The organism is Dasania marina DSM 21967 (assembly GCF_000373485.1).
Taxonomy (GTDB): Bacteria; Pseudomonadota; Gammaproteobacteria; order Pseudomonadales; family Dasaniaceae; genus Dasania; species Dasania marina.
Genome location: NZ_KB891585.1, coordinates 486,295 through 505,840, shown reverse-complemented (window position 1 = coordinate 505,840; position 19,546 = coordinate 486,295). Strand labels below are relative to the sequence as shown.

19 protein-coding genes and 1 tRNA gene are annotated in these 19,546 nt (G+C 49.0%); all 20 read left to right on the top strand.

What is annotated here, in order from left to right:
• Positions 1-15 precede the first annotated feature (15 nt).
• A complete protein-coding gene (locus tag B067_RS0111865; protein ID WP_019530307.1) occupies positions 16-441 on the top strand; it encodes a YceD family protein in 426 nt (141 codons plus the stop codon).
• 39 nt (positions 442-480) lie between these two features.
• Positions 481-663 carry a 50S ribosomal protein L32 gene (gene rpmF / locus B067_RS21675; RefSeq protein ID WP_083921415.1) on the top strand — a complete coding sequence of 61 codons (183 nt, stop codon included), beginning with the start codon at positions 481-483 and terminating at the stop codon, positions 661-663.
• Between the two features lie 18 nt (positions 664-681).
• Complete coding sequence (gene plsX, locus B067_RS0111860) at positions 682-1,689, top strand: phosphate acyltransferase PlsX (protein ID WP_035802000.1); 1,008 nt, start codon at positions 682-684, stop codon at positions 1,687-1,689.
• Between the two features lie 24 nt (positions 1,690-1,713).
• A complete protein-coding gene (fabD, locus tag B067_RS0111855) occupies positions 1,714-2,652 on the top strand; it encodes an ACP S-malonyltransferase (RefSeq protein ID WP_026244606.1) in 939 nt (312 codons plus the stop codon).
• 22 nt (positions 2,653-2,674) lie between these two features.
• Positions 2,675-3,412 (top strand): 3-oxoacyl-ACP reductase FabG, encoded by a 738-nt coding sequence (fabG, locus tag B067_RS0111850; protein ID WP_019530304.1) that lies wholly within the window; start codon positions 2,675-2,677, stop codon positions 3,410-3,412.
• Between the two features lie 220 nt (positions 3,413-3,632).
• Positions 3,633-3,869, top strand: a complete 237-nt coding sequence (acpP, locus tag B067_RS0111845) for an acyl carrier protein (protein ID WP_019530303.1) — start codon at positions 3,633-3,635, stop codon at positions 3,867-3,869.
• Between the two features lie 121 nt (positions 3,870-3,990).
• Positions 3,991-5,232, top strand: a complete 1,242-nt coding sequence (gene fabF, locus B067_RS0111840) for a beta-ketoacyl-ACP synthase II (RefSeq protein WP_035801998.1) — start codon at positions 3,991-3,993, stop codon at positions 5,230-5,232.
• Positions 5,233-5,241: 9 nt separating this feature from the next.
• Positions 5,242-6,072, top strand: a complete 831-nt coding sequence (gene pabC / locus B067_RS0111835; RefSeq protein WP_019530301.1) for an aminodeoxychorismate lyase — start codon at positions 5,242-5,244, stop codon at positions 6,070-6,072.
• Positions 6,065-7,093: an endolytic transglycosylase MltG gene (gene mltG, locus B067_RS0111830; protein WP_240472858.1), complete on the top strand. Its 1,029-nt coding sequence runs from the start codon at positions 6,065-6,067 to the stop codon at positions 7,091-7,093. Before pabC ends, mltG begins: the two co-directional genes overlap by 8 nt.
• A gap of 55 nt (positions 7,094-7,148) precedes the next feature.
• Complete coding sequence (gene tmk, locus B067_RS0111825) at positions 7,149-7,781, top strand: dTMP kinase (protein ID WP_019530299.1); 633 nt, start codon at positions 7,149-7,151, stop codon at positions 7,779-7,781.
• Entirely contained in the window at positions 7,778-8,761 is a 984-nt protein-coding gene (locus tag B067_RS0111820; protein WP_019530298.1) for a DNA polymerase III subunit delta', read from the top strand. Before tmk ends, B067_RS0111820 begins: the two co-directional genes overlap by 4 nt.
• Positions 8,762-8,898: 137 nt before the next feature.
• The gene (locus tag B067_RS0111810) at positions 8,899-9,255 is read left to right on the top strand and encodes a PilZ domain-containing protein (RefSeq protein ID WP_019530296.1); all 357 of its coding nucleotides are present in this window, start codon (positions 8,899-8,901) and stop codon (positions 9,253-9,255) included.
• An 85-nt stretch (positions 9,256-9,340) separates the two neighbouring features.
• Entirely contained in the window at positions 9,341-10,123 is a 783-nt protein-coding gene (locus tag B067_RS0111805; RefSeq protein ID WP_019530295.1) for a TatD family hydrolase, read from the top strand.
• A 272-nt stretch (positions 10,124-10,395) separates the two neighbouring features.
• Positions 10,396-12,930: an ATP-dependent helicase HrpB gene (gene hrpB / locus B067_RS0111800; RefSeq protein WP_019530294.1), complete on the top strand. Its 2,535-nt coding sequence runs from the start codon at positions 10,396-10,398 to the stop codon at positions 12,928-12,930.
• A 135-nt stretch (positions 12,931-13,065) separates the two neighbouring features.
• Positions 13,066-14,124: a beta-N-acetylglucosaminidase domain-containing protein gene (locus B067_RS0111795; protein WP_083921414.1), complete on the top strand. Its 1,059-nt coding sequence runs from the start codon at positions 13,066-13,068 to the stop codon at positions 14,122-14,124.
• A gap of 64 nt (positions 14,125-14,188) precedes the next feature.
• Positions 14,189-15,511, top strand: coding sequence for a hypothetical protein (locus tag B067_RS0111790; protein WP_019530292.1), 1,323 nt, complete (start codon positions 14,189-14,191; stop codon positions 15,509-15,511).
• Positions 15,512-15,735: 224 nt separating this feature from the next.
• Positions 15,736-15,820, top strand: a tRNA-Leu gene (locus B067_RS0111785).
• A gap of 105 nt (positions 15,821-15,925) precedes the next feature.
• Complete coding sequence (gene tig, locus B067_RS0111780; protein WP_019530291.1) at positions 15,926-17,266, top strand: trigger factor; 1,341 nt, start codon at positions 15,926-15,928, stop codon at positions 17,264-17,266.
• A 171-nt stretch (positions 17,267-17,437) separates the two neighbouring features.
• On the top strand, positions 17,438-18,061 hold the full coding sequence (gene clpP / locus B067_RS0111775) for an ATP-dependent Clp endopeptidase proteolytic subunit ClpP (protein WP_019530290.1): 624 nt from the start codon (positions 17,438-17,440) through the stop codon (positions 18,059-18,061).
• Between the two features lie 149 nt (positions 18,062-18,210).
• Positions 18,211-19,494 carry an ATP-dependent Clp protease ATP-binding subunit ClpX gene (clpX, locus tag B067_RS0111770; protein ID WP_019530289.1) on the top strand — a complete coding sequence of 428 codons (1,284 nt, stop codon included), beginning with the start codon at positions 18,211-18,213 and terminating at the stop codon, positions 19,492-19,494.
• Positions 19,495-19,546 lie beyond the last annotated feature (52 nt).

The following is a 19,546-nucleotide window of genomic DNA, read 5'->3' as shown; positions in this document are numbered from 1 at the left end:
GCCATGCCACGATTAATGTCGTTATTAGCAAATGATGAGGGGAGTATCACTGCAGAGCTGCAGTTTTTTATCGATGAGGGCCGTAAACGCCGCATAGATGGAAAAGTAGCTGCTCATGTTAATGTGGTTTGCCAGCGTTGCTTAGAGCCTGTAGCTATAGATGTGGCGGCAGAGTTTACTTTAGCAATAGTTTGGACGGATGATCAGGCTAAGCAGTTGCCTAAAAATCTGGACCCGTTAATAGTTGGTGAAGAGTTAACTGATCTTGCTGAGATCGTGGAGGAGGAGTTAATACTCAGCCTGCCCATAGTCAGCTATCATGAAAAAGATAGTTGTAAGCAAGTGACACGCTCTTTTGGAGAGGCTGATGCAGCCCCTATAAAGGAAGAGCCTAAAGACAACCCGTTTAAAGTGTTAGAGCAATTACGCTCTGATAAGTAACGACGATTTTCAGAAAGTAGTTTTCAGGAGTTAATAGCCATGGCTGTTCAGAAGAGTAAAGTAACCCGTTCACGTCGCGGTCAGCGTCGTTCACACGATGCATTAACCGGTCCTACATTATCTGTAGATCCTACTTCAGGTGAAACGCACCGTCGTCACCACGTTACAGCTGATGGCTTTTACCGCGGTAAAAAAGTCATCAATGTTGAAAGCGACGATTAATAAATTTAAAGAATCAGCATGGCGTCATCAGTACGCATAGCAATTGATTCTATGGGCGGAGACTTCGGTCTCCGCACAACCCTCCCTGCAGCACTCCAAACCCTAGCCCTATACCCGCAGTTAGAACTTGTTCTCGTTGGCGATGAAGCTCGCATCCGTGAAAGTTTAGCTGGCCGTGATCACGACAGATTATCTATCAAACACAGCAGCCAAGTATTAACCATGGGCGATAAGCCCAGCGCCATACTCAGGCAAAAAGCCGATTGTTCTATGCGTGTAGCCATAGATTTATTAGCGGCGCACACTGTAGATGCAGTAGTGAGTGCGGGTAATACCGGCGCTTTAATGACGGCGGGCTGCTTTGTGTTAAACACCTTGCCAGGTATAGAGCGACCAGCTATTTGCAAAGCCATGCCAGTCAAAGAAGGTTGTGGCTATGTGTTGGACTTGGGCGCTAATGTTGATAGTAGTGCCAGCCAGTTGCACCGCTTTGCACTCATGGCTACGGCCCGCTGTCGAGTGGTTCATCAGGTTGAGCGGCCGCGGGTAGCGTTGTTGAATATCGGTGCCGAAGCCATTAAGGGTAATGAGCAAGTAAAATTAGCCGCCGAGTTAATCGGTAATGATAAGAGCTTAAACTACATAGGCTTTATCGAAGCTAATGCACTTTTTGAGGGTGGCTTTGATGTATTGGTGTGCGATGGTTTTGTCGGTAATGTTGCCCTTAAAGCCTGTGAAGGCACGGCTAAACATATCGCCGCTTTAATCAAAGCGGAGCTTAATCGTAATTGGCGTAGTAAGTTGCGGGCGATGTTTGCCCAGCCACTATTAAAGGGTGTTTTTAAGCAGCTGGATCCCAATCAATATAATGGCGCTAGCTTTTTAGGGTTAAAAGGCGTGGTGGTAAAAGGCCACGGCAATAGTAGTGTTGAAAGTTTTGCCTGTGCCATAGAGCAGGCCTTGTTTGAGGTTGAGCGTAATATGCTGGCCGCCATAGAGCAGCAGTTATCACTCTCATTAAGTTAACAACAATGGTTAAAGGTTTGGAATATGTCTAACTCATCAGTCGCTTTTGTTTTCCCCGGCCAGGGTTCGCAAAAAATAGGGATGTTAGCGGGTATGGCGGCAGTCTATCCAGTGATCCAAGAAACATTTGCCGAGGCCTCTGAAGCCTTGGGTTACGATATTTGGGATATGGTGCAAAATGGCGAGCAGGGGCAGCTCAATCTTACCGAGCGCACCCAGCCTATCTTACTTACCGCTAGTGTGGCGTTGTGGCGTTGCTGGCAGCAAAAAAGTGCGCTTAAACCTGCGTTAATGGCCGGCCATAGCTTGGGTGAGTTTTCTGCCTTGGTTTGTGCGGGCAGCTTGCAGTTTGCCGATGCCGTGACCTTGGTGCGCGATCGCGGCCAGTTTATGCAAACGGCTGTGCCCGTGGGTGAGGGCGCTATGGCCGCGGTGCTGGGCTTGGATGATCAAGTGATACTGGATATATGTCAAAATGTATCAGCCGGTGGCGTAGTTGAGGCGGTTAATTTTAATTCCCCAGGGCAGGTGGTGATTGCGGGTACGGTTGCAGCAGTAGATGCTGCCATAGTTGCCTGTAAAGAGGCTGGCGCTAAGCGTGCCATGCCGCTACCGGTAAGCGCACCTTTCCATACTTCTTTGATGCAGCCTGCCGGTGTTAAGCTAGCCGAAAAGATTGCCGGTTTAGAGTTGCTAAGCCCACAAATTCCGGTAGTGCACAATGTGCATGCGCAAACCGAATCCGACCCCGCAAAAATCAAAGAATTATTAGTGCAGCAGATTTACAGCCCGGTTAAATGGGTAAGCTGTGTAGAGACCATGGTGGCAGCCGGTATAGAGCAAACTGTAGAATGTGGCCCCGGTAAAGTATTAGGTGGTTTAAATCGCCGTATTCAAAAATCACTGTCGGTATTCGCTTTAGAAGATACCGCCGGTTTTGATAAAGCATTGGCAGAACTGTAATTAATAAACGGAGTATATAAATATGTCAGCTAAAGTAGCTTTAGTCACAGGTGCTAGCCGTGGTATAGGTCAAGCGATTGCCAAGCAAGTGGGTGCTTTGGGCTATGTTGTAGTGGGTACAGCCACTACCGATAGCGGTGCCGAGAAGATCACGGCTTATTTAAAAGAGGCCGGTATAGAAGGGGTAGGCATGTGCTTAAACGTGACCGATGCCGATTCAGTAAGTGCGGTGCTCGCGGCCATCAATGAACAGTTTGGCGCGCCTGCCGTGCTAGTTAATAATGCGGGCATTACCAAAGATAATCTCTTAATGCGCATGAAGGATGATGAGTGGTCGGATGTTATAGATACCAACCTCAATTCAATTTTCCGCCTTTCTAAAGCTTGTGTACGTGGTATGAGCAAGGCACGCTGGGGCCGTATCATCAATATCAGTTCGGTAGTAGGCTCTATGGGTAATGCGGGTCAGTCTAACTACGCAGCAACTAAAGCCGGTGTTGAAGGTTTTTCGCGCGCATTGGCCCGAGAGTTAGGTTCACGCAATATTACTGTTAATGCGGTGGCCCCTGGTTTTATCGATACTGATATGACTAAAGACTTAGGTGATGATCACAAAGCTAGCCTATTAACTCAGGTGTCTTTGGGGCGTTTAGGCAACCCTGATGAGATTGCCGCGGTAGTGGCTTTTTTAGTGGGTGATGGCGCCGCTTATATTACCGGTGAAACCATACACGTGAACGGTGGCATGTATATGGCCTAGGATTGATCGTTTATTAACCGTTTTCGGTCGAATAACGGTTAATTTTGCCAATCTTAGGTTACAAGTGGTAAAAAATCAGGGTAAAATGCCCGCCAATTCTATCCAGTGGTCTTGTAGTAAGGCTCAGGCCAAATTACACAGACGGATTAAATAGCTATAGGCACTCTAGATTAAATTGCCTATAGTGATAATTACATTAAATTAGGAGTCTATACAGACCATGAGCAGCATTGAAGAGCGAGTCAAAAAAATTGTCGCAGAACAACTAGGTGTTAAAGAGGACGAAGTGCAAACATCTGCTTCTTTCGTTGAGGACTTGGGCGCTGATTCTCTGGATACAGTTGAACTAGTCATGGCTTTAGAGGAAGAGTTCGAAACTGAAATTCCTGATGAAGAAGCTGAGCAAATCACTACTGTTCAATTAGCTATAGATTACATAAACAAAAACTTGGACTAAGCTTTTGCTAAGCCAAGACAAAGCCGTTTCTATTGGTTTAGAGCGGCTTTTTTTATGCGCTATTTTTAATGCTTAATGACCAAGCCTGTCGGTTAATACCTATAAAATAAGGAGTTATTACGTGCCAAAACGTAGAGTGGTTGTAACGGGATTAGGGATGGTAACGCCCGTAGGTAATGATGTTAAAAGCAGCTGGGACAATATCGTTAATGGTAAAAGCGGTATTGCCGCGATAGCGCATTTTGATGCTTCGGCCTATAACACACGCTTTGGCGGCTCGATTAAAGGCTTGGATATCACCACCTATATGCCGGCTAAAGATGCCCGCAAAATGGATACCTTTATCCAATACGGTATGGTTGCGGCGATACAGGCCATGGCCGACTCCGGTTTAGAGGTCACTGAGCAAAACGCCGGGCGTATAGGCTGCGCCATAGGTTCGGGCATAGGTGGCGTGGGCTTTATAGAGAAAAATCACAATGCTTTGCTGGCCAGTGGCCCGCGTAAAATCTCCCCTTTCTTTGTGCCTGGCTGCATTATTAATATGATAGCCGGCAATTTATCCATTAAATACGGGCTTAAAGGCCCCAATATCGCCATTACCACTGCCTGCACCACAGGCACCCATTCCATAGGCTCTGCCGCCAGAATGATAGCCTACGGCGATGCTGATGCCATGGTGGCCGGCGGTGCCGAAATGTCATCCACGCCATTGGGCTTGGGTGGTTTTTCGGCGGCACGCGCGCTGTCTACCCGCAATGATGACCCGCAGGCGGCAAGCCGCCCTTGGGATAAGGATAGAGACGGCTTTGTACTCAGCGATGGTGCCGGGGTCATGGTGCTAGAAGAGTATGAGCACGCCAAAAAACGCGGCGCGACTATATATGCCGAATTAACCGGCTTTGGTATGAGCGGCGATGCTCACCATATGACCTCACCGCCACCCGATGGCGCAGGTGCCGCCGCCTCTATGCGCAATGCCATTAACGATGCCGGTATTAACGTAGAGGATTTGCATTATATTAACGCCCATGGCACCTCAACTTCCGCTGGCGATATCGCCGAAAGCAATGCGGTAACGGCGGTGATGGGCGCTGCAGCTAAGCACGTGGCGGTAAGTTCTACCAAATCCATGATAGGGCACCTACTGGGTGCAGCGGGCGCGGTAGAGGCCATCTTTAGTGTGCTGGCCATACGCGACCAAGTGGCACCACCCACCATTAACTTGGATAATCCCGATGAGGGTTGCAACTTAAACTACGTACCTCATACTGCGCAGGCTATGAAAATTGAGCACGCGCTGTCCAACTCTTTTGGTTTTGGCGGCACCAACGGCAGCTTATTATTTTCAAAAATTCAATAGGTTATGGCGATGCCTGGGGCTAGCTTAATCAATGGTGTTGCTGGCAATCTTCTATCTATAGAGGATCGCGGCTTGGCCTATGGCGATGGTTTATTTGAAACCATTGCAGTGCATAACGGCCGTGCGCAATTATTGGATTTACACCTGCAGCGTTTACAGCAATCCTGTTTGCGGCTGGCTATCCATATCGATAGGGCGGCCTTAAACCTAGAGATCATCGACATACTCAAATCTGCTCAGCCGCAAGGCTGCGATGTATTAAAAATTATTATTACTAGGCAGTCTGGCCAGCGTGGTTATGCGTATGCTGACGGGACTAGCAATCGCCTATTACAACTCAAACCTAATACGACTAATTATGCCGCGTTACAAGAGCAGGGTGTGCGTTTGCGTTTTTGTACCACGCCCTTGGCGGTTAATCCGCAATTGGCGGGCATGAAGCATCTTTGTCGCCTAGAAAATGTGTTAGCTAGAGCTGAGTGGCACGATGAGTGTATTTACGAGGGCTTAATGTTAGACACGCAAGGTTTCGTCACCGAAGGAGTGATGTCTAATATTTTCCTAGTTAAAGACGGCATGCTCAGCACGCCGCATTTGGATCGCTGTGGTGTGGCTGGGGTGATGCGCGAATGTATACTCAGCCAGTTAGCGCCTAAGCTGCAGTTGGTGGTCAGTGTTGATAGGCTGCTGCCCGAGCATATACATAACGCCGATGAATTATTTATTTGTAATAGCGTGATAGGCATAGTGCCGGTCACTGCGGTGGCGGCGTTTAATAAAAACATAGGCGAGACTACGCGTTTGTTGCAACAGGCTATGCACGATGCGCTCTATGTTTAAGTTGATAAAACGCAGCTTATTGCTGTGCCTATTATTTTCTGTGTTGGCCTCGGTGGGCTTTTATCATTATCTACGCCAGCCTCTTAATATAGAGGCTCAGGGCTACACCTATCACCTAAAGCCCGGTAGTTCTTTTGCTACCCTCGCTTACGATTTACAGCGTCAGAACGTTTTAACCTTACCTAAATTGTTAATTATTTATGCGCGGTTAACGGGGTTGGCGCAGCAAGTCCAAGCCGGGGAGTATTTCATTAGCTCCGGCTCATCGGCGTGGCAGTTATGTCAGCAGTTGCGCCGCGGTGAGGTGTTGAGTTATGCCGTCACTTTTGTTGAGGGTTGGCGGTTTAGTGAGCTGCAAACAGCCTTAGCTGAGCAGCCTAAAATTACTCGCAACTTTGACTTAGCTACTAATGCTTGGTGGCAGCAGGTGCAGGGCTATAGCTCTATAGAAGGCTTGTTATTTCCTGACACTTATCATTACGTCATGGGTATGAGTGATAGCCAGCTGTATAAAATCGCCTATCAACGCATGCAGCAGGTGCTGGCGGCAGAGTGGCAGCAGCGGCAAGATAATTTGCCTTATGAGAGCCCTTATCAAGCCTTGATTATGGCTTCAGTCATAGAAAAAGAAACCGGTGTGGTTAGTGAGCGTGAGCAGATAGCAGGCGTGTTTGTGCGTCGCCTACAAAAGAATATGCGGCTACAAACCGACCCCAGCGTTATTTACGGTTTGGGTGAGAGCTTTGACGGCAACCTCACCAGTAAGCATTTAAAAGACAGTGCCAACCCCTACAATACTTACCGTCATCACGGCTTGCCGCCTACGCCTATTGCTATGGTGGGGCGCGAGGCTATCTATGCGGCCTTGCATCCCGCTGAGGGCGATAGTTTGTATTTTGTCGCCAAAGGCGATGGCAGTCATTATTTTTCAGCCACATTGGATCAGCATAATAAAGCGGTAAAAAAATATCAGCGGCATAAGCGCAGTAAAAACTATCGTTCGGCGCCGCCTGTGCAATAATGGCGCGGACATGTAAAGTCGCAGCGAATAAACATTAAAACAGTTGGGGTAGGTAGTGCAGGGTAAATTAATCACGGTAGAAGGTGTAGAGGGTGTAGGTAAGTCCACCAATATTGAGTTTATTGCTCAGCGCCTGCGTGCCGCCGATATTAATGTGGTATTAACCCGCGAGCCAGGCGGCACACCCTTGGCTGAAGATATACGGCAATTATTACTGACTCCCCGTGACGAGGCAGTGAGTGAAACCGCTGAATTACTGTTGATGTTTGCCGCCAGAGCGCAACATATTAATGAAGTTATCAGGCCTGCCTTGCAGCGCGGTGATTGGGTATTGTGTGATCGTTTTACCGATGCCACTTATGCCTATCAAGGTGGTGGCAGGGAGATGGGTTTTGACACTATCGCCGTTTTAGAAAACTTAGTGCAGGGCGAGTTGCGCCCGCATTGCACGGTGTTGCTGGATGCGCCTATAGCAATAGGCATGGCGCGGGCCAAAAAGCGTGGCGCTTTAGATAGGTTCGAGCAAGAGCAAATGGATTTTTTTGAGCGAGTAAGGCAAGCCTATTTACAGTTGGCCCAGCAGCAACCCCAGCGCTTTCGGGTGATTAATGCGGCGCAGTCTTTAGACTTGGTGCAAGCAGATATTGCTAGTGGTATCGAAGAGTTACTGGCACAGGCTAAACCATGAGTGACGATCCGCAATTACTGCAGCCGCATTTTAACTGGCATGACACGCAATGGCAGCATCTTGCTGACTTGCATCAAAAGCGGCGTCTGCCCCATGCAGTATTATTTGCCGGACCCGAAGGGGTAGGCAAGCTGCGCTTTGCGAAGGCGCTGGCCTATAGTTTATTGTGTCAGCAAGCGACCTTTGGCACGGCCTGTGGTGCTTGCAAGTCCTGCCATCTTAACGAAAGCTCGCACCCTGATTTAAAGTTGATAGTACCCGAAGACGGTGCCCGCCAAATAAAAGTGGATCAGGTGCGCGGAGTTGTAGACTTTATTAGCCACACCTCTCATGCCGGCGGCTACAAAATCACGATTATTGCCCCCGCCGAAGCGATGAATATTAATGCCGCCAACGCTATTTTAAAAAACTTAGAAGAACCTACCGACAATAGCTTGCTGATTTTAGTCAGCGATGCGCCAGGCACTTTAATGCCAACCATACGCTCACGTTGCCAACAGGTGTATTTCCCGGTGCCGCAACCAGAGCAGGTGTTGCCTTGGCTAACGTCGGCAACGGCGAATCAAGAGCTAGCCCAGCAGTTGCTAGCCGAGGCGGGCGGCAAACCTATTATGGCTCTAGAGTATTTAAATTCTGGGGCTCTGCAAAAGTTTCAAGAGATGGAGCGACAATTCCTAGAGACCTTGAATCAGCGTATGCAGCCTTTAACCTTGGCGGACAAGTGGAAAGACCACGAATTGATGGATATTTTGCACTGGTTGCAGCAAAAGCTGGCGCAATTAATCCGTGCCGAGCAGGCTCAGGCGGCACTGGCTGAATCCTGGCAACCTTGGTTGGCTACGCCGGCAGTAAGTCTGTTTGCGCTATTGGACGAAGTACAGCTCTTGGCGGCTAAGGTGCAGCGCGGCGCTAACCCCAATCGCCAGTTGGTAGTAGAGGATCTGCTATTAAGCTGTTGCGCCACCCTTAAATGCGCCTGAGTATTTTGCCTGTAGCCTTAATAAGCCTTGACCCTACCGGTGATGGCCTGCAAAATTCAAACCTAGTGCCGCGCTTATGGGTATAGGCTGATTTACGGCACTCATTGATAACAATAACCCAATAGAGAGAATTGGTGATGAGTACTGCACCGGCCCCAGGGGCTAGAAACGGAATCCTTTCCCTAACCATCAAAGACAAGGCGGTGCTCTATGCGGCCTATATGCCGTTTTTGTTGCACGGCGGTTTATTTATTCCCACCAACAAACCTTATCGCATAGGCGATGAAGTGTTTATGTTGCTTAACCTTATGGATGAGCCTGAAAAAATTCCTGTAGCGGGCAAAGTGGTGTGGGTAACGCCGCGCGGTGCGCAGGGTAACCGGGCCGCAGGTATAGGCGTGCATTTTAACGGCCAGGACGACACCGCCAATAAGAAGATAGAAACCTATTTGGCTGGTTCCTTAGAGTCAGATCGGCCCACCCATACTATGTAGTGATAAGTATGAAGCATTACGTTAGCGGCCCATTAATGGGCCGTTTTCAATTCCAGAGCGTGTTTTTATTATTGATGAGGTTGTTATGCTGGTTGATTCCCACTGTCACTTGGATCGCTTAGATCTGTCACCCTATGGTGGTGATTTGGCGAAAGTGATAGCCGAGGCCAATGCCCGCGGTGTTGAGCGTATGCTGTGCGTGGGTATAGATATGGCTAATGCAGCCGAGGTGATGCGTATTGCTAAGCAGTATCCCGGTGTCTATGCCGCGGTAGGGGTGCATCCGATGGATGTGAAGGGTGAGCAACTCAGTGCTGCCGATCAGGCGCAGCTGGCCCAGTGGGCCGCTGAGGACTGCGTAATCGCGGTGGGCGAGACAGGGTTGGATTATTACTACAGCAGCGACAGTGCCGAATCTCAGCAGCAGAGCTTCAAGACGCATTTGGCCTTATCCAAGGCGGTGCAAAAGCCGGTTATCGTCCATACCCGCGATGCCCGTGCCGATACCCTAGAGATTATTCGTGAGCACGGCGATAGTACCGTAGGCGGTGTTTTACATTGCTTTACCGAAAGCTGGGAAATGGCCGAGCAGGCGCTGGATCTCAATTACTATATTTCCTTTTCTGGCATAGTCACCTTTAACAACGCCGCCGAGCTGAGAGAAGTGGTAAAGCGGGTACCGCTTGAGCGTATTTTGGTAGAGACTGACTCCCCTTATTTAGCGCCCATACCCTACCGAGGCAAGAAGAACGTGCCCCAGTATGTAGTAGAGGTGGCGCAGTGTGTGGCGGAGTTAAAGGGTGTGAGTTTTGAGCAGTTATGCGAAATCACCAGTGCCAATTTCCAGCAATTATTTAAAGTGAAATAGTTGATATGAGTTTTGGGTTTTGGCTGTAAGTAATTGTTTTTAATAAAAAAGCCGGCGCTTAATAAAGCGCCGGAAGTACCATTTGAAGAGAGTGTATCAGTGAGGGCTTACAGGATAGCCTCTGCACTCTAGCAGCTGCCAAACATAGGGGAGAGAAAACAGCTGCCTATTAAGTATTGTTAATATCTCTTATTTTGCCAGTGCGATATGGCGTAGTCTTAAACGAATTGGCGATAAGCTTTCGCAACTTTTAGCGGTAAAAAATCCTTGTCATGCGTAACAGCCCCGAATTACCTATAGATGCCATATTTCCCGCTTTTAGCGAGGCCATAGCTACCCATCAACAAATTATTGTCCATGCGCCGCCAGGTGCGGGCAAAAGCACGCGGCTGCCATTGTGGTTGCTTGATAGGCCATTACTCTCAGGTAGTGAGTTGTCTGGCGGTGAATTGCCTGCAGCGAAGATTTATTTAATCCAGCCGCGGCGCCTAGCGGCGGCCAATGTGGCAGGCTTCTTAGCGCGGCAACTTAATGATCCCCTAGGGCAAAGCATAGGGCTGCGTACCCGTTATCAAACCGTTACTGGGCCGAAAGTGCGCATAGAGGTGATGACCGAAGGGGTGTTTGTGCGGCTGTTACAAGCCGACCCGGAGCTGGTTGGCATCAAGTGCGTGATTTTTGATGAGTTTCACGAGCGCAGTTTAGCGCTAGATTTAGGTTTGGCGCTAAGCCTACAAAGCCAGCAAGTTTATAGAGATGATCTAACTATTATCGTGATGTCAGCGACACTGGCCGCTGATCAGCTCTGTGCCGCTTTACCTGATGCGGTGCTGCTTAGCTCTGAGGGACGCTGTTATCCGGTTGCCACCCATTATCAGCCCTTGCAGCAAAGAGATGATCTTATCGTATCTATCAAGGCGTTGGTGCTGCGGCTGCTGCAAACCGAGCAGGCCAATATGCTGATTTTTTTGCCGGGTATGCAAGAAATACGCGCGCTGGAGTCACAGTTGCTGGCCAGCGCTTTACCCGACGCTTTGCGGGTTTATGCCTTGCATAGCGCTTTGCCCGAAAGCCAGCAGCGCGCGGCTATTGCGCCACCTAAGGTCGGCGAGTGCAAACTGGTATTGGCTACCAATGTTGCGGAAACCAGTATCACCATAGAGGGCATAACCGTGGTGATAGATTCGGGCTACGCCAAGGTGGCCAGCTTCGATAATCACAAGGGTATGTCGCGCTTGTTAACCCAACGTATATCCAAGGCCTCGGCCGAGCAGCGCTTGGGGCGGGCGGGGCGTACCGCCCCGGGTACTTGCTACCGTATGTGGTCTAAGGATAGCCATCACAGTCTTTATGATTACGACAGTCCGGCCATATTGCGGGAAGATTTGGCGCCTTTTATCTTAGAGCTGGCCTGCTGGGGAGAAAACAGTCTAGATGAGCTGCTGCTATTGGATAAACCCAGTGAGGCTGCCTTGCAGTCTGCTAGGCAGCTGCTGCAGCAATTGTCGGCGCTGGATGCGGCGGGGCAAGTGACGCGTCAGGGCGAGGCCATGGCCGCTACCGGCCTGCATCCGCGCTTGGCGGCTATGTGTTTACGGGCCGATGAATACCTAGGTGTAGCTGTGCTACTGGCCACCTTGCTTACCGAGCCACCGCTGGACAAACAGCTTAGGCAGGCGGATTTTGTCGCCGCAGCCAAGCGCTTTGTGCTCGCCGTCAGTGGCGGTAAGCATAAGCAGCCGGCAGCCCAGCGAGTGCTACACCAGGCCAAGCGTTTGTTGAAGCGGGTTAAGCCATCCGCGCAGCTAAATATTGCTACGCTCAATGTTGAAGCTTGTGCTGCGAGCTTATTGTTGCTGGCCTACCCCGATAGGGTGGCCAAGCAAAGAGCGCAAGGCTCGGATCGCTACTTATTGGCCAATGGTCACGAACTGAAGTTACATGCCGAAGATCATTTGGCAGGCAGCCCTTGGTTGCTAGTGTTAGATTACGGCTCTGCCGCTAGGGCAGGGCAGCTGCCCTATATACATACCGCCATAGCGGTAGCCAATAGCCATATACAGGCGCTAAGCCAGCAGCAGGGGCAGAAAAGCCTCAGCCTCAATTGGGATGAGACTGTACAGGCCTTTGTGGCCAGAGAGCGCTATAGCTTGGGTGCGATATGTTTGTCGGAACGGGTGATTCGCCCCGACCCGCAGCAGTTGGCCGCAGCGGTAGTGGCTTATGTGCGCAGCGAGGGCCTAGCGGTACTGGGCGATGCGGCATACCGGCCCTTGGCTGCTAGGGTACGCTGGCTTAATCAGCACAGCACTGAGCAGCTGCCCAATATTGATGAGCCGGAGCTGCTTAAGCGAATAGATGATTGGTTATTGCCCTATGTGGCCGGTGTTAAAACCAAGGCCAATTTAAAAAAGATTAAACTGGCGACGATTGTGCAATCCAGCTGGACTTGGCCGCAGCAGCAATTGCTGGCGCAATTTGCCCCCGAATCCCTGCAATTGCCTACGGGTAACCGCCATGCTATCGATTATCTGCGCGGTGCTAAGCCGCTGTTGTCGGTGCGTATGCAAGAGTGCTATGGCTGGCAACAAACGCCAACTCTGGGGGCGGGCGTGCCTGTGCTGATGGAGCTGCTATCACCAGCACGGCGGCCCTTACAGCTCACCGATGATTTAGCCGGCTTTTGGGCGGGCAGCTACCATGAAATAGCCAAAGAGATGCGCGGCCGTTACCCCCGGCATTTTTGGCCCGATGACCCGGCCAATGCGAGGGCGACTACTCGTACTAAAAAAAAGATGGATAAGTGATGGGCTCGTGGTTTGTTTTTTGTGGCCACGGCACGGCTTGCGTGTACGGGTTGGGTAGTTCATTAAAAAACGCTTAGTGTGTAACATGCAGGCATCATTGATATATAAGCAGTCAATAAGCAATCAATAAAACAAATGCGGACAAAGACAGTGGCAGGATTTTTTCAGGCGGTAATAGAAGGGTTTTATGGGCAGTCTTGGTCTTGGCAGGCGCGCTGTGATTACGCCAGATTTTTAGCGGCTAATGATTTCTCGGCGTATATTTATGCGCCTAAATCGGATACCTATTTGCGTGGGCAGTGGCGTCAGCCTTTCCCCTTGGAGCATTTTAAGCAGTTACAAAAATTGTCGGCCTGTTATCAGCGGGCAGGGGTTAAATGGGGTTTGGGTTTATCGCCTACCGGCTTGTTTCGCGACTACAATGCTGCTGATCAGGCTTTGCTTAAAACTAAGCTGGCAGCCATTAATGAATTGCAGCCGGATATTTTATGCATCTTGTTTGACGATATGCCTGGTGACTTTCCCGCTTTGGCGCAGCAGCAGCTCGCTATCGTTGCGGATATCATGTCCTACAGCCATGCCTCCCATTATATTGTGTGCCCCAGTTATTATTCTTTTGACCCGGTGTTGGAGGACATTTTCGGCGCCATGCCTAGTCAATACTTGCAGCAGTTAGGGCGGGGTCTGCCACCAGCAGTGGATGTGTTTTGGACGGGGGATAAGGTAATCAGCTCCTCTATTACCTCCGCTTCATTATCAAAGGTACAGCAGCTGCTTAATAGAAAACCCTTGCTTTGGGATAATGTGTTTGCCAATGACGGCAAAAAAACCGCTGATTTTTTACCCTTAATGCGTTTGCAGGGACGTGATAGCAGCTTGCAAAGAAGCAGTGCCGGAGTGGCGGTTAACCCCATGAATCAGCCGCATATTGCCAAACTAGCGTTGCGGGCTTATGACGCGGTGTTGCGTGACAACGACGGCGACTTACTCAAGCATTGTGATCATGCCGATTTGCGATGGTTGTTGCAGCGCGATCAGCTTTTATTTTCCCAGCAGGGCTTGGTGGCTATATCGCCAATACAGAGTCGTCATCTGCTGGCAGATTATGAGAGAATCCCGCATCCTATTGCGCAAGATATTAGCGCTTGGTTGTCGGGCGCATACCGTTTCGATCCGGCATGCTTAACAGGCTAATGGCCCGAGATAAATTACCTGTTATTAACAGTCCGCTATTTTATTACAGAGCTTATTATCGATTATGTTGTTTTCTGGTGATCCTACAAAAATTGTCGATGCGCAATTAGCTGCCTTTGCTTCTAGTGCTAACTCAGTAACGCGTTTTGCAGTGGCCTTTGAGTTAGAGCAGTATTGGCTGCCCGCCAAACCGCTTAAGCCGCTGTGGGCAATATATCAATTGGTGGCAGAGCCTGCAGGCGTCGATATTAGCTTTACCGTTACCGATAAAGAAAAGCCTTGGGGTGAGTTATTAGCTGCTATGCAGGGGTTTACCACTTTTTGCGATGTGCAAGGCTTAGCGTTATATAGCGCTAATCAGCCTTTGTGCTTACAAACGGTGGCCATAGCCAAGCCTTGGGGGCAGGAGATTTGGTATACCGGTGTAGAGCAGCGCGGGGTTGCCAGCGTGGAGGGGAGCAATCAACTAGCTGCGCCTTTGCCGTGGGTGATGGCCGCTTTGCCACAGTATTTGTGTGGTGAGCCTAATGGTGATCAGGCTAGGCCGCTAATCTTATTGAAAATTCTAGATCCTGCACCGCAGCCGGTTACCGGTGATTTGTATTTTGAGTTGCATGAAGAAAAGCGCGAAGTTTATGTGGTAACCGCCGTAGAAAAAACGGCCTGGCCCGATGGTGTTGGTACCATACGTTTTGGCTTTAACGCTGACAAACTGGCCGAATATAAAAATGAGAGCAGTTTTAAGCAGGCGTTTTCACAGGCGGTAAAAGCTTACGAGCAGGTGCGTAGGCAGCTGGATGCGCAGCCAAAGTTGAATACGGCAGATGGACTTTATACCCAAGAAAAAGAACTGCGTGCCGCCATGGAGAACTTTACCGAGTTTCTGCCGCTGCAGGTGGGTGATGTGGTAAAGGTGCCCTGTTTAACACCACACGCCTTGCAGCACGGTGTGCGCACGGTGGAGTTTCAAACGCCAGTCTACGAGCGCCTAATAGTCTCTTTTGCACAAAAAGTACTGACACAAGATCACTGGGATACCGATAAGGCAATAGAGTTGATGTCATTGCAGGCTGATCTCAATAATGATTTTGAGCAGCTGGCGGCTAGTGATGAATCGGCTGTAGGGGTGAAAATAGAGCGCATAGTAGACTTTGCCGATTTTGAGGTGAGGCGTTATAGCCTGCCGGCAGGTCAGCAAATCCAACTGCAAGCGGCTGATGATTACGCCTTATTAATGGCGATTAAAGGCGAGGTGCGGGTTAACGAACAGATTTTGAATGCCGAGCAGGCGGTCTTTTTACCCAAGGCTTGGGCTGGGGCGTTGATTGAAAATGCTAGTGCGGCTGAAATGTGTTTTTTAATTGCCCACCCTAAGGCGCTTTTTTAGCCGTTTGGGCTAAAAAGCAGCCAGTAATGCAATTAATATATAAAATCTTCATAACTATGGTTGAACACGGCCATGGCTTTTGTCATAATCGCAGCCCCTGTGATCGAGCACACTTCGATAAAAAGTTGATTTAGTAGTGTATTCAATCGCTTATCAACTTTTTTTAAAGTCGATTAAAGGTTTAGCTGTTTAGCAGCGAGTTGGTATTATTGAGGCCAACTAGAGCGGACGTGGTGGAATTGGTAGACACGCTGGATTTAGGTTCCAGTGCCGCAAGGTGTGAGAGTTCGAGTCTCTCCGTCCGCACCATTATTCATAGATATAGATGTGCAAATTTATCGATGTGTTGTCAGTGCTACACTAGCATCAGTCGACACACATCTGAGCAGCAGCTCAATCGGCAGAGGAATTCCCATGCAAGTTTCGATTCAAACGACTTCAGGCTTAGAACGTCGTTTAACTATTGGTGTGCCCGCAGATCGCATAGATAGCGAAGTAAACACCCGTCTACAAAAAGCGGCTGGTACTGTGCGTATCGACGGTTTTCGCAAGGGCAAAGTGCCTATGCGCGTATTGAAACAGCGCTTTGGTGCAGGCGTACGCCAGGAAGTCCTAGGCGAAGTCATGAATCAAACCTTCAGCGAAGCGGTAGTGCAAGAAAAACTAAAGCCCGCCGGCATGCCTGAGATTGAAACCAAGACGGCCGAAGAAGGCAAAGATTTAGAGTACGTTGCTACTTTTGAAGTGTTTCCTGAGATAGAGCTTAAATCCTTTGCCAGCATAGAAGTTGAAAAGCTGAGTGCTAAAGTTGAAGACGCTGACGTAGCAAAAATGGTTAGTACTTTACGCGAGCAGCAGGGCGAATTTGCTGTTGTTGAGCGTGCCGCCGTTGATGGCGACAAAGTGAATATTGATTATGCTGGCACCAAAGAGGGTGTAGCCTTCGAGGGTGGTAGTGCAGAAGCTGCTGATCTAACGTTGGGTTCTAACCAAATGATCCCCGGTTTTGAAGCGGGCATAGTTGGCATGAAAGCCGGTGAAGAAAAAGTATTAGCGTTGGCTTTTCCTGATGAGTACCACTCAGAGGAGCTTAAAGGTGCTGCGGTAGAATTTAAAGTAACGCTAAACAGCGTTAGCGAGAAAGCTCCTGCAGAGCTTAATGACGAGTTTTTTGCTAAGTTTGGTGTAAGCGAAGGCGGTGAAGAGAAGTTTTTAACCGATGTACGCGAAAACATGGAGCGCGAGCTAGAAAACGCGGCCAAGTCTAAAACCAAAAATCAGGTAATGGATGCTTTGCTAGACTTGCACGCTGAGTTGCAAGTACCTAAAGCTTTGGCTAAAGAAGAAATTAAAGTGTTGCGCAAGCAAATGGTGCAACAGTTTGGCGGTGGTGCGGAAAATCTAGATTTAGATTCGTTACTGCCTGATGATATGTTCCAAGAGCAAGCCGAGCGTAGAGTGAAGTTAGGTTTGATTCTTAACGAGCTTATCTCATCGAAAGAAATTAAAGCCGATGCTGCCAAGGTTAAAGAGACCATTGAAGGCTTTGCATCGACTTACGAAGATCCACAAGAAGTTATCAATTATTACTATGGCAATCCGCAGCAGCTGCAGCAGGTAGAGTCCATGGTAGTGGAAGATATGGTGGTAGAGCACATATTGTCAGAGTCGAAAGTGACTGAGAAAGAAAGCACTTATGACGAGGTGCTGGCGCCAGCAGCGCCGCCGGAGCCTGAGGAAGGCGAGGCCGAGTAAGTCCACCTCATCATGCTCTATCGTTCAAGCGACTACACTTTTTAAGTTAGTCGCTTGATTTTTATAGGCTTTCCCATAACCTTAGGGCACGGCTTTATAAAACCCACTTAAAGTAATAACAAACTTTAACGATAACAAGAGAACACTATGTCCACATACGGTCACAACGCGATGAATGAACAGCAGATCACTAACTTGGGTTTAGTGCCCATGGTTGTTGAGCAAACGGCCAGAGGCGAGCGCTCTTACGATATCTATTCGCGTCTGCTTAAGGAGCGCGTTATTTTTATTGTTGGCCCTATTGAAGACCATATGGCTAATTTGGTGGTGGCTCAGTTGTTATTCTTAGAGTCAGAAAACCCCGATAAAGATATACATGTCTATATTAACTCTCCAGGTGGTTCGGTAACTGCTGGCTTGTCTATCTACGACACCATGAAGTTTATTAAGCCCGACGTTAGCACCATGTGCATAGGCCAAGCGGCCAGTATGGGCGCTTTCCTGCTCAGCGGCGGCGCTAAGGGTAAGCGCTATATCTTACCGAATGCGCGTACTATGATTCATCAGCCCAGCGGCGGCGCGCAAGGTCAAGCCACCGATATTGATATACAGGCTAAAGAGATTTTAATCATACGCGAGCGCTTGAATCACCTGATGGCGGAGCATACCGGTCAGGAGTTTGAAAAAATTGCCCGTGACACCGAGCGCGATAACTTTATGAATGCTGAGGCATCTAGGGATTATGGCTTGGTTGATGAAGTATTGAGCGGTCGCCAGATGCCTGCCGACAAATAAGGTTACATGCTAAGCGCTAATAGGTGGATTTGCCCTTAGCGCTTGCAAAAAGAGCTAAAAAAACGCATCTTAGTCGCCAAGACCGGCTAAAATAATGCTTAAAACCCTAGGTTTAGGGTAGCAACGGGGCTCAAGAGGTATTTTTGATAATGAGTGATGATACAAAAGACAACGGCGAAGACGGCGGTAAGCTGCTTTATTGCTCTTTTTGTGGCAAAAGCCAGCACGAGGTTCGCAAGCTCATTGCAGGTCCTTCTGTATTTATATGTGATGAATGTGTAGACCTCTGTAACGATATTATTCGCGAGGAGGTACAGGATGCAGGCTCTGATACGCCACAAGAGAAGCTGCCTACGCCCCACGAAATTAAAGCCATACTCGACGAATATGTAATAGGCCAAAACCAGGCTAAAAAGGTGCTGTCGGTAGCGGTATATAACCACTATAAACGCCTGCGCTATGCCGATGGTAAAAAAGAAGCGGTAGAGCTAGGTAAGAGTAATATTCTTTTAGTCGGTCCTACCGGTAGTGGTAAGACGCTATTGGCCGAAACCTTAGCGCGTTTACTCGATGTGCCGTTTACTATTGCTGATGCCACCACCTTAACCGAAGCGGGTTATGTGGGTGAGGATGTAGAAAATATCATCCAAAAGCTATTACAGAAATGTGATTACGACGTCGATAAAGCACAAATGGGCATAGTCTACATCGATGAAATCGACAAGGTTTCTCGCAAGTCTGATAACCCCTCCATTACCCGCGACGTGTCCGGTGAAGGTGTGCAGCAAGCCCTGCTCAAGTTGATAGAGGGCACGGTTGCCTCGGTACCCCCTCAGGGTGGCCGCAAGCATCCGCAGCAAGAGTTTTTGCAGGTTGATACCTCTAATATCTTATTTATCTGTGGCGGCGCTTTTTCCGGCTTGGATAAAGTGATACGTAACCGCTCCGAAAAAGGCGGTATAGGCTTCTCTGCTGAGGTGAAGAGCAAAGACGATAACAAGAACTTTGGTGAGGTGCTTAGCGATTTAGAGCCTGAAGATCTGGTGCGCTATGGCTTAATCCCTGAGTTTGTCGGTCGTTTACCGGTTATCGCTACCTTAGAAGAGCTGGATGTAGAAGCGTTGATTTCTATACTCACCGAGCCTAAAAACGCCTTAACCAAACAATATAGCCGCTTGTTTGAGATGGAAGGTGTAGAGATAGATTTTAGAGCCGACGCTTTGCGCGCTGTTGCCGAAAGAGGCATGGAGCGTAAAACAGGTGCTAGGGGCTTACGCTCTATTCTGGAGTCGGTACTGCTAGATAGCATGTACGATATTCCTTCAGCCGATACAGTGTCGAAAGTGGTCATTGATGAGTCAGTGATTAGAGGCGACTCTAAGCCCTTGCTGGTTTACAAAACCGAGGCCTTAAAAGCGGCGCCTGAAGACTAATCTACAGCTAATCGTTGATTAAAAGGGCCGTATAGGCCCTTTTTTTATGTAT

What these genes read in the sequence shown, in the direction of transcription:
- B067_RS0111820 (WP_019530298.1), top strand. Translation starts at nt 7,778, where the DNA reads ATGAGTGACGATCCGCAATTACTGCAGCCGCATTTTAACTGGCATGAC.
- B067_RS0111810 (WP_019530296.1), top strand. Translation starts at nt 8,899, where the DNA reads ATGAGTACTGCACCGGCCCCAGGGGCTAGAAACGGAATCCTTTCCCTA.
- B067_RS0111790 (WP_019530292.1), top strand. Translation starts at nt 14,189, where the DNA reads ATGTTGTTTTCTGGTGATCCTACAAAAATTGTCGATGCGCAATTAGCT.
- clpX (WP_019530289.1), top strand. Translation starts at nt 18,211, where the DNA reads ATGAGTGATGATACAAAAGACAACGGCGAAGACGGCGGTAAGCTGCTT.
- rpmF (WP_083921415.1), top strand. Translation starts at nt 481, where the DNA reads ATGGCTGTTCAGAAGAGTAAAGTAACCCGTTCACGTCGCGGTCAGCGT.
- tig (WP_019530291.1), top strand. Translation starts at nt 15,926, where the DNA reads ATGCAAGTTTCGATTCAAACGACTTCAGGCTTAGAACGTCGTTTAACT.
- pabC (WP_019530301.1), top strand. Translation starts at nt 5,242, where the DNA reads ATGCCTGGGGCTAGCTTAATCAATGGTGTTGCTGGCAATCTTCTATCT.
- clpP (WP_019530290.1), top strand. Translation starts at nt 17,438, where the DNA reads ATGAATGAACAGCAGATCACTAACTTGGGTTTAGTGCCCATGGTTGTT.
- hrpB (WP_019530294.1), top strand. Translation starts at nt 10,396, where the DNA reads ATGCGTAACAGCCCCGAATTACCTATAGATGCCATATTTCCCGCTTTT.
- fabD (WP_026244606.1), top strand. Translation starts at nt 1,714, where the DNA reads ATGTCTAACTCATCAGTCGCTTTTGTTTTCCCCGGCCAGGGTTCGCAA.
- B067_RS0111805 (WP_019530295.1), top strand. Translation starts at nt 9,341, where the DNA reads ATGCTGGTTGATTCCCACTGTCACTTGGATCGCTTAGATCTGTCACCC.
- B067_RS0111865 (WP_019530307.1), top strand. Translation starts at nt 16, where the DNA reads ATGTCGTTATTAGCAAATGATGAGGGGAGTATCACTGCAGAGCTGCAG.
- mltG (WP_240472858.1), top strand. Translation starts at nt 6,065, where the DNA reads ATGTTTAAGTTGATAAAACGCAGCTTATTGCTGTGCCTATTATTTTCT.
- B067_RS0111795 (WP_083921414.1), top strand. Translation starts at nt 13,066, where the DNA reads ATGCGGACAAAGACAGTGGCAGGATTTTTTCAGGCGGTAATAGAAGGG.
- fabG (WP_019530304.1), top strand. Translation starts at nt 2,675, where the DNA reads ATGTCAGCTAAAGTAGCTTTAGTCACAGGTGCTAGCCGTGGTATAGGT.
- acpP (WP_019530303.1), top strand. Translation starts at nt 3,633, where the DNA reads ATGAGCAGCATTGAAGAGCGAGTCAAAAAAATTGTCGCAGAACAACTA.
- plsX (WP_035802000.1), top strand. Translation starts at nt 682, where the DNA reads ATGGCGTCATCAGTACGCATAGCAATTGATTCTATGGGCGGAGACTTC.